Origin of the sequence: Lysinibacillus sp. FJAT-14222, from assembly GCF_001278875.1 — a bacterium.
GTDB lineage: Bacteria > Bacillota > Bacilli > Bacillales_A > Planococcaceae > Lysinibacillus > Lysinibacillus agricola.
Genome location: NZ_LIYL01000009.1, coordinates 39,383 through 55,754 on the forward strand (window position 1 = coordinate 39,383; position 16,372 = coordinate 55,754).

Below are 16,372 nucleotides of genomic sequence, written 5' to 3' on the forward strand. Positions count from 1 at the left end.
GCATAATTGATTCATTCACTCTATTGGATTGTTATTTAAGGTGTACAAATCATTATCAATAACAATTTAAATAATTCGATTTATTACTTGTCGTATCTAGTAATGGTATAGAAATTATAGATTTAGCAAATGCAGATGACGGTGGTATTTTATTTTGGTTGAGAAATTAACATCTATCTTAAATAGATAATGAATATTTGTACTTAAAGTAAGGGGGGGCGACCTTTTCAAAGATTTTTAATGATCGTAGCAGAGTCGGCTGATGAAAATATTGATGATATTACCGATATTGCTATGCTAAATGTAAATCAATTCCGTAGTCCTGAGGTAATCGCAGAAAAGGATATAAATAAACTAGATATATATGAAGGAGAGGAAGAATCGGAGAAAAATGATGAAAAAGGAAGGCTTGATGTCTTTTTCAAAGTAAATATCGTTGATGAAAAAGAGAAAACTAATGAACAAAAATTAATCCTCGCTGTAGAACAAAAGGTAAATGCAAGAGTAGACGTAAATCAATGCGATAAATACTTACGAAAATTTGAGGAGACTTTTAAAGATGATAAGTTTCTACTTGTTGGGTTAGTCCCGAAAAGCCAAATGAAAGAATCGAATGAAGCGACTTTCGGGAGTTCTAGATGGATTGGAATTGATTATCAGCAACTAGTAGACATCGTTCTAATGCCTTGTTTGGATAATCCGGACTTAAATATATATGCCAAATCAATTATTCAACAGAATGTAGACGCGTTACGGATGCCATATAAAAATAAACGTGAAAAACTAGCTACTATAGAAGAAAGAATTTTGGTTCGCTCTATATACGACCGATTTGAAGATGTTATAAAAGCAATTACGAAAATATCCAACGAAGACGACAGTAACGAAAGAGACTATGTAAAGATGGTCGTAACAGAAACATATAGTGATGTGTTTAGAACGATTCGATGGATCCTAGATGAAGAAAATGATGTAGATGAATTATGGAATTTCTCCTCGCCATTCCAAAGAACTATCCATAAAAGATGGGACGAGCTAACCATTATCATTACGCATGGAGGAAATGAAATGGTCATAAATGGCGAAAATGTTCCGGAACTTTGGAATAAGACATTACGATGGATTGAGGAACAAGGTCTCCCATTAAGACAACTCGTTGATGAAGGTATTATTCTTGGGAGCGGTGATCGTGGAAAACGGTATGCAATAGCGATGCAACCAGTCCATTTGAATAGAAGAAAATTTACTACCATTCGTGAGTACCAGTCTATTTTAACAGGTGAAATCTATTCCCTAGAAGCGAAAATCAATTCTGAAAGTGCTATGCTAACCATTGCTAAGCTATTAAAAAAGCTTGGTGTTGAGGTTGAAACACCGCTGATAGAGAGCAATGGGATGTTTGTCAATATTTAAGTGAACTAATTAATTTTGATAGGTAAAAAACAACATTAGGATAGAAACCCTAATGCTGTTTTTACCTCTTAAATAACTACAGTTTTCAGTTGCGAAAGAATCTGGTTGGCGTGTGTAATAAAGTGAGTAATGTAGTTAATCACAAGGTTGTCTGCATTTTTTTCGCATTTAGTACAGTCACGGAAAACCATATCATAAGTAAGTGAGATTTTAATTGTATGTTCTTGGCAAGCGCATATGTTTTTAATCATTAGCTGAGGCTGGGACATAACTAAATGGTTCACTTGTAAAGGGGTAGCGTCAGGAAAATGCGGATTTACAACGATATGGAAATTCTAAATTAAAAAGCCCAACTTCTCTGCAAAACAAAATAGAGAAAGTGAGCTTTTCAGTTACTTCATTATTTTTATTTGAACTAATATAAAACTGCTAAGTTGATTTTTTAGCTCAGCTATTTATTGAATTCATTAACTGGAAGAAGTATTCAGGTTTATGAGTCTTATTTAGGTTATACCATGAATGTAATGCATCTGGTGTAAATACATCTATTTTTTTTAGTACCTCCATTGCAAATTCCAGAGGAGCTATTCCTGATGCAGTAACTAAATTCGCATCAGATACCGCAGATCCCAACTCATAGAACTTTTCTCCTTTATAGTTAGGACATACCATTTTAGTATATTCTAAGTTATTACTTGTATGCTTTCTAGTATCTAAGTATCCCATATTCGCAAGGGCCTCAGTTGCACCACAAATTGCAGCAACAATAGTGCCAATCTTTAAAGCTTGGCCAATTCTTTCCAAGATAGGTTGATGAATATCTTCTCTCCAAGTAGTCCCTCCTGGTAAAATTAAAAGATCTTTACTCTCAAGAGTACATTCATCAAGGGAAATATCTGGTTTTATACTCAGTCCTCCCATGGTAGTAATAATTCCTTTATTAGCTCCCACTGTAATTACTTTTAAAGGTGCTAAATCCTTTTTGAAATATCTTCCTGAGTTTAGTTCAGCAATTAAATATCCATATTCCCAGTCTGACATTGTATTAAATACATAAAGATAAACTTTTTTTGTTTGCATACAATAACACTCCAATCACAATTGATATAGCCTATTATAATATAACTTCCCTGACAGTTAACGTCAGGGAAGTTATCATACTTGATGAAATTTTATTAATTCCGACAGAACTTCAATAAGTCTTTTCTTAAGACTTATTGGCTCAATAACTTTAATAGATTTATTGTACGGTAAAAGTAAATAAGGTACATATGTATGTATCATATCTTTTTCAAGAAGAAAAACTGCTTGATTTGAAGTCCGTTCTTGTAAATAATGTCCTAAAAACCAATGTTGGCAAATATCAGCCAATACACTTTTATCCCCATTAATAACCAAAGAAATAATCCCTTCCTTATCTTCTATAGTTGGAAGAAGATTTTTTATAAAAAAGTCACGTGCTGAAAAATTTTCTGGCCGGTTAAACTTATTTTCGGTTAGCATTAGACTTTCAATTCGATCTACTCTAAAACTACGGATATCATTCCTAAGATGACAAAATCCAATCACATACCACTTATTATTCCAATAAATAATTCTGTACGGATCAACCAATCTATACTTTGATTGATCTTCGCCATTTTTATGGTAAAGAATTTTTACTGAGTACCCGTCAGCTACGGTCTGCTCCAACTCCTTCAAGAAAGGTTCCATAGAGAGGGAACTTAATCGACTTATTACTTCAAGACTTCTCAAATGTTGGTTTATCTTTGTTTCCTGCTCTTGATTTGAATATTTGCTTAGCTTTGAAATAGCCCTATTTAGTGCTTCACCACCATAATATCCAGCTTCTTCTGCAAAAACAGCAGCATGATAAAGTGAAGTTTGCTCCTCAAAATCAAAAAATAGAGGAGCCTCAATAAAATTGTTCAATAAAGTGTATCCACCGTTATGTCCTGGTTCTGAAATTATAGGTACGCCACTTGTTGAAATTGTATCAATATAACGATACACAGTCCTTATATTCATCTCTAACTTTTCTGAAATTTGTTTTGCAGTAATTTTTTCACCTGAACGAAGCATCCATAGAATTGCTAACATATTGTCAATTTTAGGCATATAATTCCACCTCTATATGAAATTTATTTTCTATTATATATTTCCGATTTTTGGTATAACTCATTAACTGTTCCTTTCCGATAGCTTTCTATATAATGAGGCCCTAGACACATTTGTAATTTCACAAATTTGATTTACAGTCATATCTCCCTCTTTATAAAGCTTTACTGCATAATTTATTCCTACATGATTTTTATGGTACTTCTTTAACCGACCTTTAAACTTTCCTTCTTTCTTAGCCAGTTCAATCTCTTCACGCTGCCGCATACAGATAAGATCACGTTCTAATTGGTGTACACCCGCCATAACCGTAATTAAGAATTGGCTGTAGGGATTATCTTCTGATAAATCTAGCCATGTATCTTTTAAGGATTTTAAATTTGCCTTTTTACTCCGTATGTTATCGATTAATTCAAATAAATCTTGTGTACTACGAGTAATCCGAGTTAAGTCTGTAACATAAATGATGTCATCTTCTTGTATATCCTCTAACATTCTTTGAAGTTGCTCACGATCTTTTGTTGCTCCGGAAACTTTTTCTTCAAAAATAATATCCATTCCGATTTCGTTCAGTTGCTGAAATTGCCTTGAAGGATTCTGGCTAGTTGAACTGACACGTAAATAACCGATTTTTCGCAAAATATCACCTCATTTTTGAGACAAGTCTTATGAGACGCTCTTAACATATGAATTTTATCAGTCTCTTACACTTGTATCAATAGACTAATAAATTGAAAAATTACAGAAATGGGATGATACTTAATGAAAATTGCGAGAGGTAGGGAATTGCTTACATCAGAACAGAGACAGGCTCTTATGCAAATTCCTGAAGATGAGTGGGTACTAGCAACCTACTATACTTTATCGAAACGGGATTTAGAAATTATAAATAAGCGGAGGAGAGAAGAAAACCGTTTAGGATTCGCCATTCAATTAGCCGTTCTTCGGTATCCCGGTTGGCCATACACTTATATCAAAAGTATCCCAGATTCAGTCATACATTATATATCGAAACAAATCGGTGCCACTCCTTTTTCGCTTAGTCTTTATCCCCAAAGAGAAAATACACTTTGGAATCATTTAAAAGAAATTCGTAATGAATACGACTTTGTAACTTTTACTCTAAAAGAATATCGAATGACATTTAAGCATCTTCATCAATTAGCTCTTGAAAATGGTGATGCTATTCATCTACTTCATGAATGCATTGATTTTCTAAGAAAAGACAAAATCATATTGCCTGCTATTGAAGAATTATTGCACCATATGTCACCTCTAGGTTGGAAACATATTAATTTACTTGGAGAATACCATTTTAATTCAGAAAAAATGGTCTCGTTAGATTCTTTAAGACCATTGAAACTTTCTTAACGTTGTTAAAAATGGAGGAATCGGCTTGAAAATGGGCTTAGCGTTGTAAATCCGCATTTTCCTGACGGTACCCCTAAAAGACTTTAAGGAGGGGACATTAACTCTACCTGAATATATGAAAGGGACAATTAATTATTCTATATAAAAAGGACATATTTCTTGTGGAAGTTAGCGCCTGAATTTTAACGTATAATTTAACCTCATTTAAGTACACTTCCTTCAATAAAGCTCTGCTACTTGATTTAGAAAATACTAGTTTAATAAGAAGGAGATTATTTTCTACTATCGAATATTCTATATAAGAATAGATATATTTCTAGATGAGGTGTTCGATTGAATAAAATTAGAACGGAAACTGAAAGATTAGTTATTCGATTTCTTGAAGAAGGAGATTATTCTTCTTGGCTTATCCAATATGAAAATCGTTTACCTTCTCAACATAAATACGATGAAGGTAAATTAGATATGAGCATCTGTACGCAAGAATGGTTTCGTGATTTAGTTACTAAACATCATCAGATGGCTGAGGATGACAAGGTCTATGTATTTGGAGTGTTTAGAAAAGAAGATCATACTCATATTGGATTTATAGACTTTTCGACAATTATGAGGGAAGAATTTCAATGGGCAAGGTTCGGATATACAATTCATAACCACTTTTGGAGAAAAGGTTATGGGCAAGAGGCTGTAAAAGCAGCCATTGATCTAGCGTTTGAAAAATTAAACTATCATCGAATAGAAGCTCACATAAACCTTGATAATATAGCATCTATAAAGTTAGCAGAAAGTGTTGGAATGGTTTATGAATGCACGAGGAAAGGATTCATATACGAGAACGACAAATGGACTGATCATCTAGTTTACTTTATAAACGCAAAGTAAGTTTATAAGTAGACAAGAACGATGATGTTTCTGGTATACATTCTCTTAAGAAGAAAAATTTTAAAAAACAATAGATCATAATAACCCCCCTGATTCTTCTACATAGCGTAGAAAAATCAGGGGTTTAATTTAAACCATTGCACGTTTTATTACAAATGATTCAATGCTTTGACACTCACTTTAACTGTTAAATCATGCTTTCCACCGGAATAAACACCTTCAACCGGGCTTATATCAGAATAGTCACGGCCAATGCATAAAATAATGTGATGTTCTAATACTTCTACATTATTAGTTGGATCGAGACCAATCCAGCCGATTCCTGGTATCATAACTTCTACCCAAGCATGGGTTGCAATATCACCGATCAAGGCAGAGTTTTCGTCGACGTATAAATAACCGCTCACATAGCGCGCTGGAATTCCTTTAGCTCTTAGCACCGCAAGCATGACATGTGTGAAATCCTGACAAACACCTCGCTTAAGGGCGAAGGCTTCACTTGCCGTTGTCGTTACGTCGGTTGCACCCGGATCATATTCAAAAGTCGAGTATAAATATTGCATTAAATTTAATGAAAATAGTACAGGATTTTCAGCATGACCAATGGCATGATACACTTCCTCTAACTGATTGTCTGTCATATACGTAAATTGTGTAAACTTTAAATAGGGTAAATAATGCTCATAAAACAATTGCGAGTGAAAGATGGTCTGCATCTCTGGTGAATATTGAATACGATGAATAAATGGTGCACGTTGAATGCTGACAATAGAGGTCGTTTGAATTTCTAGTTCTTGATGCTGCTCTGGTATATAAAAAGTGCCAACCGTATTGCCCCATATATCTGTATGCTCACGCGTTAAAGATGAAGGTGTAATGGCAATGCGATAGGATAATAAGCGCTGACGCTCATCGCCTCTTGGCTTTAAGCGGATTGTATTTAAGCTTTGATCGACTTCAGACTCATATTGAAAAATATTAGTATGTTGAATTTCAAATTTCATTGTGTCCGCTTCCTTTGAATTACTGACTTGCTTGTTGAAAGGGAGCTGTCGTTGATTCCTTTCAAGGTTGTACGCTGGGTTCATATAAATGATAAATTGTTGAAAATGTATTGCCAAAATCAATACATTGACACAATCTTTCCTCCATTAATAAAATCGTTTCTTCTAATGTACTATTCCATACATCTACATTCAATATGGCAAATAATAAACTTTTTAATGGGGCATGAAGCTCTAAAAATTTTGCTGAAAGAGGATCGTTTTCTAAACAAATAAATGCTTCTTCTAATTTTTGTAAGCAAAACATTACCGAACGTGGGAAATGCTTATCCTGTAATAAATATTGAAGTACACACTGTAAGTTGGTTTGGCGATGCTTTTGTAAATAAGACTCCGTCGCCTCTGATAAATCGAGTAAAAACGAACCGTCCGCTTCTACTAAGGAGATGGCTATTTCTTTATGTTGCTCCAGTATAATTAAAGCCATACGAATCGTTTTTTCTGTACGCTCTAACCATTTCCCAACTTGCATGAAATAAAAGGGTACATCTCGATCCATCGAGCCTTCGATAAGTCCGGTAACCGTCAAAGAAGTTTTACGAACGTTTTGTAAAAAAGAGTTAAGAACGATAAGTGGAATGGGTCTTTCACGTTCCAATATGTCTTGCTGTAAGGATAAATAAAAGGCGTTTTGCAATTCCCAAAGCTCAATGGGGATGCTATCTCGAGTTACACGCGCATTTTCTCTAACGGCACGTAAAGTAGCATGAAGGGCGTTCCCATTATTAGTAGAAAAGAGTAGATATTCAATAAGTGGATTAACTCGAATCGACTCATATAAGGTCAAGTACTCTTCCTTCGAGGCGCATATATTCAACACCGCTTCCCAATGATCGATGTATTCATTTTCTTTGCCAGATTGCTCCAACATATTCAACAGCTGTACTTGTAATATATGTGCATTCGATTGTGATCGTTCACTATATCGTGCCATCCAGTATAGTGCATCGGCTACTCGACTTAGCATACTGCAATTCCTCCTTTAATATCCACGTATCTTTTGCTCCTCCACCCTGTGAAGAATTCACGACTAAAGATCCTTCTTTTAATGCTACACGCGATAAACCACCAGGAAGCACATAAATATCCTCACCCTTCATCACATATACACGCAAATCGACATGACAGGGATAGAATCTCCCATCCTGGAAAGCTGGTGCTCTAGACAGACTAATCGTTGGCTGTGCAATGTATTGATGCGGGTTTTCCATAATTTTTTCCTTATAAATAGCGATTTCTTCATCACTCGCATGCGGACCAATTAGCATATCATAGCCACCAGAGGCACTAACATTTTTAATGACAAGCTCGCTCATATGTTCAAGAACCCAATCTAGCTGCCAATCATCAGCTAGATGATAAGTCTTCACATTACGTAAAATAGGCTCCTCTTTCAAATAGTAGCGGATCATATCCGGTACATAGGCATACATCGCTTTATCATCAGCAACACCGTTACCAACTGCATTTAAAATAGCAATATTTCCAGCTTTATAAGCATCGATAATATGAGGAACTCCGAGTAAAGAATCTTTACGAAAAACAACAGGATCTAGGAAATCATCATCAATTCGACGATAAATAATATCAATTTGCTCTAAACCATAGATTGTTTTCATATACACTTTATCGTCTTGGACAACTACATCATGCCCTTCGACAAGTTGAATATTGAGCTGTTGTGCTAAAAAAACATGATCGTAATAGGCTGAATTATACATGCCAGCTGTTAAGAGGACAGCTTTAGGTTCTCTATCTGGCTCCATACAAGGTGGCCGATGAGCAAGGAGTGCCTTCTTCATAAAGGTCATTTGTTTGTCGAGTGACTGGATCGAATGTTTAGAGAAAAATTCAGGATACACTTCCTTCATCACAGATCGATTTTGAAAAACATAGGAAATACCTGAAGGATTGCGTAAATTATCTTCTAACACGTAGTAAACACCATTTTCATCACGAATTAAATCGATACCAGCTAAAAAAATATGATTATCAATAGGTACTTTTACACCAAGCATTTCTTTATAAAAATACGGATTGTTTTCAATGAGCTGCTTCGGAATAAGCCCATCCTCAAAAATAGATTGTTCATGGTAGACATCATGTAGAAAGCAATTTAAGGCTTTCACACGTTGCTTCATCCCAGCTTCAATTTCTTGCCACTGTTCATGTGGAATAATAATAGGAATAAAATCAAAGGGCATTGTCCGTTCTGTTCCACCTTGTGCTCCATATACGGTAAATGTAATGCCTTGTTTAAGGAATCTAGATTGTGCTTGCTGATATTTTTCCGCTAATTGATCCTTTGTGAAAGCATTGAGCTTATGGTGGAAAGACCGATAATGAGGCTTCGGTTGATTGCCATCTAACATTTCATCAAAAAACAAACCAGATTCGTAAAACTTCATCATATGGATCGCCCTCCGAATTTAAGTAGTAGAGAAAACGTGTTACACTAAATATGAATCAATTTCGCCTTGGCGTAATTGAAGTAAATGGGTACCAATTGAAAAGGAACCACATTCGCATTCACCTCATTACTATAAGAGGAATGAAGATAAATACATATAAAAGGAGCTAATAAAATGACAATCATTAATTTAATGCAAGCTTATGAGCTAGACAAGCTTTCGAAATTAGATTTTACTAATGAGGAGATTGTGCGCACATTGCAAACAGGGGATTTATCAGTTTGGCAGGAAAAAGTACCAAACTATGAATTTTCCGAAACAATGGCACTTTATCAAGAAGGGGAACAATTATTTTTGGACGCTCTGCATGGTAACTACCGTATCAAATATGTAACTTTGCCAGGCATTCAACGTTTACTGTATCTTCGTTTCCAATTAGCAGAAGGTAAGGATTATCAATTATTAGAAACAGGCATCCAACATTTAACTTGTAATGAGGAAACAATCGAGAAGCTTCATCATATGCTATCAACAAATTGGTCTCTAGCAAAACAAGTAGATGGGACGTATAGTATCTTTATCTCGTAAACGGATTTTGTCCTAGCTTAATTGACGCTTCGCTTTCTCACGGGTAAACAATGCGCCCAAAATGACAAAAGCCAAATAATTCCACGCGCGTTGTGAGAAGAATCGACATGTATAGTTACCCACCTTTCCATTTTTCAAATCGTCTCACAGCACATAGTTCATTTAGTCCACTAGATTTAAATATTCATTTTTTTTGCGCTTTATGCCTAAAAAGTGAAATTTCCAAAAAAAACTTTAAAAAAGGTGATTTTTCTTTCTAAAAGAGAATCATCTTTTTTTGTTATCAAAAAAAGAACATGCGTTCCGTTAAGTAAAAAAAGATCTTTTATTTCACCATAAAGTTCCCAAATTTATATTTGGGAACGTTTTTTATGGTAAAATAGAGCAAATAGAGGTGATTTTATGGAAAAAACCAAGCTTCCTAAAATAATGAGAGACTTCCTTGTCTATTTAACGACGATTAAAGGGAAGTCTCATCGCACAAGAAAAGAATACGAATATGATTTGACATTATTCTTCCGTTTCTACATAGCCATTCAGAATGATCTTGATAGTTCAGATATAACGAAAATAGATATTTCTACCATTACAATACAAGAAATTCGTGAAATGACACTGGAGGATCTATATTTATTTATGGAGTATTGCGAGATGCAGCGCGGAAATTCTGCATCTGCGAGAGCACGTAAGGTTGCAACGTTGAAATCATTTTTTAAATACCTTAAAGGGAAACGCCGGCTTATTGAGGAAAATCCGGCTGATGAATTAGAAACACCAAAAATAGGACGAAAAAAACCTATCTATATGAATATTGAAGAAGCCACACAATTTATCGATGGCATCCAGCCAAATCGTGCTTCACCAAGAAATTATTGTATGATGATGTTTTTCTTAAATTTAGGGATTCGTGTAACAGAGCTTTGTCAGATAAATAGATCATCTATACAAGGGCGCTACTTAACGGTCGTAGGTAAAGGCAATAAGGAACGGACAGTTTACTTGAATGATAGCTGTATGCAGGCACTTGCAGACTATGAAAATAGTGGAAAGACAACATATAAAGGCGAGGGAGAGGAGCCTCTTTTTGTCTCACAAAAGGGAACACGCTTTACACGTCAAACCGTTGCAAAAATCGTTAAACAAATTAATCAACAATCTGGACTCCAAAAAGAACGACTGACGCCACATAAATTACGACATACATCTGCAACAATGATGTATAAATCTGGGGCAGATATTCGAAGTCTTCAGCATATTCTGGGTCACTCAAGTGTTGCAACGACACAAATCTATACACATATTGAAGATGAAGAGCTGCAGCATGTACTCGAAAATAATCCATTCAATATTGTTCGAGCAAGATAATTTTTACGACGATTTTCAAAATTATAGAGGAAATTTACTTCATCTATAGAATACTTTACATTGTATAGAGCATATACAGAATAGGAATCAAAAATCGTTTGGTAAGGGGAGTAGCTTATGAATCAATTAATAAACGACCATCTATGCGAAACAAGAAATAACTTAGTAGAGGAGATTAAATCATTAAGTGATACTCAATTCAACGCTAAGCCTGATACAAACAGTTGGAGTATAGCACAGGTTTGCCATCACTTAGTTTTAGTGGAGGAATCTTCAGTTAAAGCGATTGCATGGGGATTAAAACAAGTAGATAATAAACAAACGGAACGAAAAAATGTTCAACTTATTGTAGATAGAACAAAGAAAATTACAGCACCAAAAATTGTTGAACCAGCTGAAGACTTTTTTACAGTTCAGCAAATCATTGAGTTGCTAGACGATTCAAGAAAAAAATTAACAACTTTCCTTGATACAATCGAAGATCCATCCATATTAGTGGAAAAATCCGTGAAGCATCCTGCTATTGGTGAATTACCTCTTGATCAATGGGTAGAACAAATTCATTTTCATGAACAACGACATATTGGACAAATAAAAGAAATCAAAGATTCATCAAAGTTGAGCACTAATGAACTTCCTGGAGACTAAATACAAAGAATGGAAAAAAAGCAAAGCACGACATTGGAGAAAGACAATAAACCTGTTGTCGTAGATATCAGCAATACGAAGAAAGACGATGAATCAATAGGATCTTCGCACCCTGTTGAGATTAATGAAGAGGTATCGTCTCCCTCATAAGTAAATCATATTTTACTTATGAGGGAGGCTTTCCATTTAAAGTGTCCGTATCAAATACTGGAACAAAAAGTTTTTATTACAAAATTCAAAATATAGATAAAGAAACAAAAATTGTAAATAGTGTTTTAAAGGGTAACGAAAGTTTTGAAAAGGTATTTAAAGGATTTCCCAAAGGAGCTTATTTCATAACTTACCGTGTACAAGATGAAGAGCAATCAGTAGATATAAAACTAAAGGTAAAGGTAGAGTTACTTCCTTAATGTTTTTACTATTCGAAATGAACGAGAGCCATTGTTTTGATCAATCTTTTTCAAAACAATGGTTTTTGTTATGTCATTATATTAATGCTTCAAGGATATTTTTAATTGTAAAGCTTGACGAAATGAATCATCTGTTATATATTAATAAAAAATAACAACAACTGTTATAAAACAGTTTTGTTCTAGGAGGAATTTTAATGACAAAGTATCGTGATGGTTATGAATTTTATTGTGAGATGTGTGACCGCTATGGTTTGGAGCCAATTTCATTCCGCTATTATGTATTACAGTTATCACCGCAGCAACTTTCAACTTATAACATGCAAGCCAAACAATTAGGAGTTTAAAAGGTACTGTTAAAGGATGTGGTTATTACGGAAGCCAATGTGAATATTTTATGATAAGCCCAGCCATACTAATTTAAATGGACTGGGCTTTTCGTATATTTAATAGAAATATCAGATAATTTATTGACATAGCAAACCATCTGTTATATATTATTAACAAATAATAAATCTGTTATATAACAAGAAAAGAGGAATGCATATGGCACATTATAAATCCGGTTATGAATTTTACTTGAAAAAGTGTGAACAATTTGATTTAGAACCCATTAATTTCTATTATTATGTCAATCAATTATCACAAGAACAATTAGAACATTATAACGAAGCAGCGCAATTGAAAGGAAGTTATTAGGATGACAGATTATCGAGAAGGCTATGAATTTTATCGACAAGTATGTGAGAAACATGATTTAGAGCCAATAAATTTTCACTACTATATTTTAAACTTATCTCAGGAGCAACTAAATGCTTACAATGAACGAGCCAAAACATTGGGAGGTCAAATAGAATATGAAGTCTCTTAGCTTATAAAATGCCTTACTGCCTGTATGTGACAGTAAGGCATTTTTGGCGATATATCATATAATAACCGTAAAATTACAGTGAAATCATAAATTCTAAAGCTAAATAGGCTAAACATAACATAACATATAGAATAGAACTAAGGTAATTAAAATCTTTAGAAACTGTCTTTTTAAGTAAGTTAAAAGACCTTATTTTTTGTCCATTTTATCGAAAATTACCAAATATAGATTTGAAGGTTTTGACATTTGGGTTGAATTAACTGCTTTTCTAAGACTATAATATAATTACATAAAAAAGGGCGACATCCCACAACTTTTCACCTCGCTTTAATATAAAGCAAAAGTACCAAACCCTTCTTATTTTAATGAACGGAGAATGAAAATGATGAATATCACGCCTAGTAGTATCAATCAAGTTAACTACAGTCTGAAAGAATTACAAGATATCTTTTCTGCAATGAATAGTTCCATCATTGTAGCAATTACAGATCGAACTGGTAGAATCACGTTTGTTAATGATCATTTTTGCAAAATTTCTAAATATACTCGTGAGGAATTATTGGGACAGGATCACCGTTTACTCAATTCAGGATTCCATCCAAAATCTTTCTTTAGAGAGATGTGGAAAACTATAGGCAAGGGTGATATGTGGAATGGCGAGGTCTGTAATCGCGCGAAGGATGGTAGTCTTTACTGGGTGAAGACAACGGTTATTCCTTTTCTTGATGACAATGGCAAACCGTATCAATATATTGCTATACGAGTTGATATTACCGCCCAAAAGGATATAAAAAAGATAACCCATATTGCTTATCACGATGAATTAACGGGGCTACCAAATCGTCGTAAGTTAGAACAACGTTTAGAAAATGAATTCCATCAATCTCGACGTACAGGAGAAAAGTTTGCGTTATTATTCATTGATGTAAATCGTTTTAAAAACATTAACGATGGACTTGGTCATATCATCGGGGATATGTTCTTAGTGGAAATGGCGAATCGTCTACGGAACGTTGATTATACATCCAATTCCATCTACCGCCATAACAGTGATGAATTTGTTATTATACTAAACGATGTTGACCGAATTGAGGAAAAAGCCGAGGAAATAATCAGCGTCTTTAATAAGAGTTTTATTGTCGATACGTTTGAATTTTACGCAAGTATTAGTATTGGAATTAGTATTTTCCCAGATCATGCAAACTCTGTTGAGGAATTATTGAAAAATGCAGATATCGCTATGTATGCTGCGAAATCTACACGCGGTAATCAGTATCGCTTATATCGTCCAAATATGGAGGAAGTCAATGATAAATGGCTATTACTTGAAACAAAATTACATCAAGCGTTAAAAAAAGATGTTTTGGAATTACATTATCAACCCAAAATCAATTTAAAAACGAATAAAGTGATTGGTATGGAGGCCTTACTTCGCTGGCATGACCCTGATCTAGGTTATATGCCACCGGATCATTTTATTCCATTTGCTGAGGAATGTGGGCTCATTAATGATATCGGTGTATGGGTGTTAAGAAAAGCATCTGCACAGGTAAGGGCTTGGAATCAGGTACATAATTTAAACTTACGAGTGGCCGTGAACATTTCTCCGATTCATATTAGTACAACAGGCTTTGTTGACATGATACATGAAGTTATTGCAGAAACAAACATAGATCCGCACTTCTTAGAAATTGAAATTACAGAAATGAGTATGCTAGATTATACGGAAGACTTAATTAATACAATCAAACAATTAAGAGCACTTGGTATTACGATTTCATTAGATGATTTTGGAACTGGTTATTCATCGCTGAATTACTTAAAGACATTCCCGGTAGATGTTTTAAAAATAGATCGTGCATTTGTTCGTGATATTGTGCCTGAAAAATCAGGCATTGCTATGATTTCAGCTATGATCTCTTTAGCACATGCCTTAAATCTGCAAGTAGTAGCTGAAGGTGTAGAGGAAGAAGCCGAATTAAACGTGCTGCGTGAACATGGCTGCGAGTACGTACAGGGCTATTATTTCAGTAAGCCGTTATCGGTAGAGGACTTTACGAAGCTAATAGTTGATAGTAACATGTAGTTAAAATGGGGGATCTTGTCTTTAGTTTAGGACGAGATCCTCTAAGTGTTTACGGTTACTTTATGACAAACCCAGTACACATAGCCAGTCCAATCTCCATTAGGTGCTCAATCCTTCGAACCTATTATAATTTTTGTTTCGCCTATAAATCTAACAGAACAATGGAAACGCCCACCCAAGTAGTTTTTTACGCGAACTAATTTTTGAAGATAAATGGAAAATTTACGCTAAAATGTTTTATAGATTATTAACGTCAATTGGGGGAGCGGTGACTTGAAGAAAAAAGTAATAATTATTGTTTCTTTGTTGTAATTATACTGTTGCATTCAACACTAATTATGGCATTAAGAACACATATATTTTTTATGGGTTATCCAAAAGCCGCAATTTCTTCAGGAATTATTGAAGATAAAGATAAATTTGCTGAATTAAATGCCAAAGCTTACACCCTAACAAATCCTCCAATAGAAAAAGCTACTCAGGGCGAATTAAGAAACTTTTTGGTGAGGAAATTTGGATTTTTACACTTTGCAGAATACTTAGGTGATACTTAATAACCTTCGTCAGTCAAACGGAGGCTTTGTATTATATATAGTTCAGCCAGAACTTTCTGGTTGAGCTTTTTTAATTTAATCGATCAGTAGCCAGGGTAGAACTTACGGAGGCGTGGGACATTGATCCCGTCGACTAAACTGCTCACCCCTACTTGTAGAATTATGTTTGAGGCTGGTTGGGACTTAGATCTCGCATCTCTTATAGTTTCTGTAATTGCATTGTCGTTTACTTTTACACAAAAAACTAAACGCAGGAAGCCACCTTCAAATCGAGAAAGAAGGTGGTTTTTATCATGTTTTATGCGATGGTTGGGGGATTGAGTTGTAGAGGTAGCTGACCGATAAAATTTGCTAATAACCAAATATTCTGTTGATTTCTCACAGAAGTGAGCTTCAAGAAGCCCACTTCTTCAGAGGTGGGAGGAATGAAGTACTTTTTCTTTATAGAACATATGTTTATATTGTATATTGTAAATAATCAAAAAAAGAAAGGAGTGACGGGTAATGACGAAAGGGAAGAAAGATTGTTTTATTATAGAACTCAAGTTACTTATAGATACATGGCAAAAGGATCTCCTATTAAAACGTTTT

General features: G+C 34.6%; 17 protein-coding genes and 1 pseudogene. 12 read left to right on the plus strand and 6 right to left on the minus strand.

Annotation, left to right across the window (positions count from 1 at the left end; genetic code table 11):
• Positions 1-240 precede the first annotated feature (240 nt).
• A complete protein-coding gene (locus AN161_RS03830; RefSeq protein WP_053593058.1) occupies positions 241-1,413 on the plus strand; it encodes a PD-(D/E)XK nuclease family protein in 1,173 nt (390 codons plus the stop codon).
• Between the two features lie 447 nt (positions 1,414-1,860).
• Here AN161_RS03830 and AN161_RS03835 read toward each other — a convergent pair whose 3' ends face one another.
• The 3 genes from AN161_RS03835 to AN161_RS03845 all read right to left on the minus strand — a co-directional run bounded on the left by AN161_RS03835 (position 1,861) and on the right by AN161_RS03845 (position 4,170).
• Positions 1,861-2,493, minus strand: a complete 633-nt coding sequence (locus tag AN161_RS03835) for a type 1 glutamine amidotransferase family protein (protein WP_053593059.1) — start codon at positions 2,491-2,493, stop codon at positions 1,861-1,863.
• Positions 2,494-2,568: 75 nt separating this feature from the next.
• Positions 2,569-3,531, minus strand: a complete 963-nt coding sequence (locus AN161_RS03840; protein ID WP_053593060.1) for a WYL domain-containing protein — start codon at positions 3,529-3,531, stop codon at positions 2,569-2,571.
• Positions 3,532-3,594: 63 nt separating this feature from the next.
• Positions 3,595-4,170, minus strand: a complete 576-nt coding sequence (locus tag AN161_RS03845; RefSeq protein WP_053593061.1) for a recombinase family protein — start codon at positions 4,168-4,170, stop codon at positions 3,595-3,597.
• Positions 4,171-4,293: 123 nt separating this feature from the next.
• On the opposite strand from AN161_RS03845, the pseudogene AN161_RS03850 reads away from it, so the two are divergent.
• Positions 4,294-4,779 (plus strand): annotated as a pseudogene (locus AN161_RS03850) (DUF4158 domain-containing protein); the annotation flags it as partial.
• Between the two features lie 456 nt (positions 4,780-5,235).
• A complete protein-coding gene (locus AN161_RS03855; protein WP_053593063.1) occupies positions 5,236-5,784 on the plus strand; it encodes a GNAT family protein in 549 nt (182 codons plus the stop codon).
• Between the two features lie 149 nt (positions 5,785-5,933).
• Here the strand turns inward: AN161_RS03855 and AN161_RS03860 are convergent, their stop codons facing one another.
• The 3 genes from AN161_RS03860 to AN161_RS03870 all read right to left on the minus strand — a co-directional run bounded on the left by AN161_RS03860 (position 5,934) and on the right by AN161_RS03870 (position 9,259).
• Entirely contained in the window at positions 5,934-6,788 is an 855-nt protein-coding gene (locus AN161_RS03860) for a transglutaminase family protein (protein ID WP_053593064.1), read from the minus strand.
• Positions 6,789-6,849: 61 nt separating this feature from the next.
• Positions 6,850-7,815 carry an alpha-E domain-containing protein gene (locus AN161_RS03865; protein ID WP_075807170.1) on the minus strand — a complete coding sequence of 322 codons (966 nt, stop codon included), beginning with the start codon at positions 7,813-7,815 and terminating at the stop codon, positions 6,850-6,852.
• Positions 7,769-9,259 carry a circularly permuted type 2 ATP-grasp protein gene (locus tag AN161_RS03870; RefSeq protein WP_053593065.1) on the minus strand — a complete coding sequence of 497 codons (1,491 nt, stop codon included), beginning with the start codon at positions 9,257-9,259 and terminating at the stop codon, positions 7,769-7,771. The genes AN161_RS03865 and AN161_RS03870 overlap by 47 nt, the downstream gene beginning before the upstream one ends.
• 174 nt (positions 9,260-9,433) lie before the next feature.
• Here AN161_RS03870 and AN161_RS03875 point away from each other — a divergent pair, with 174 nt between their 5' ends.
• The 9 genes from AN161_RS03875 to AN161_RS03915 all read left to right on the plus strand — a co-directional run bounded on the left by AN161_RS03875 (position 9,434) and on the right by AN161_RS03915 (position 15,781).
• Positions 9,434-9,847, plus strand: coding sequence for a hypothetical protein (locus AN161_RS03875; protein WP_053593066.1), 414 nt, complete (start codon positions 9,434-9,436; stop codon positions 9,845-9,847).
• 402 nt (positions 9,848-10,249) lie between these two features.
• The gene (locus AN161_RS03880; RefSeq protein WP_053593067.1) at positions 10,250-11,212 is read left to right on the plus strand and encodes a tyrosine recombinase XerC; all 963 of its coding nucleotides are present in this window, start codon (positions 10,250-10,252) and stop codon (positions 11,210-11,212) included.
• 117 nt (positions 11,213-11,329) lie between these two features.
• Entirely contained in the window at positions 11,330-11,860 is a 531-nt protein-coding gene (locus tag AN161_RS03885) for a DinB family protein (RefSeq protein WP_053593068.1), read from the plus strand.
• 191 nt (positions 11,861-12,051) lie between these two features.
• A complete protein-coding gene (locus tag AN161_RS03890) occupies positions 12,052-12,270 on the plus strand; it encodes a hypothetical protein (protein WP_053593069.1) in 219 nt (72 codons plus the stop codon).
• Between the two features lie 197 nt (positions 12,271-12,467).
• Entirely contained in the window at positions 12,468-12,617 is a 150-nt protein-coding gene (locus tag AN161_RS03895; protein ID WP_053593070.1) for a hypothetical protein, read from the plus strand.
• A gap of 199 nt (positions 12,618-12,816) precedes the next feature.
• The gene (locus AN161_RS03900; RefSeq protein WP_053593071.1) at positions 12,817-12,969 is read left to right on the plus strand and encodes a hypothetical protein; all 153 of its coding nucleotides are present in this window, start codon (positions 12,817-12,819) and stop codon (positions 12,967-12,969) included.
• Between the two features lies 1 nt (position 12,970).
• On the plus strand, positions 12,971-13,141 hold the full coding sequence (locus AN161_RS03905) for a hypothetical protein (protein WP_053593072.1): 171 nt from the start codon (positions 12,971-12,973) through the stop codon (positions 13,139-13,141).
• Between the two features lie 382 nt (positions 13,142-13,523).
• On the plus strand, positions 13,524-15,227 hold the full coding sequence (locus tag AN161_RS03910; RefSeq protein WP_053593073.1) for an EAL domain-containing protein: 1,704 nt from the start codon (positions 13,524-13,526) through the stop codon (positions 15,225-15,227).
• A 338-nt stretch (positions 15,228-15,565) separates the two neighbouring features.
• Positions 15,566-15,781 (plus strand): hypothetical protein, encoded by a 216-nt coding sequence (locus AN161_RS03915; RefSeq protein WP_143114596.1) that lies wholly within the window; start codon positions 15,566-15,568, stop codon positions 15,779-15,781.
• Positions 15,782-16,372 lie beyond the last annotated feature (591 nt).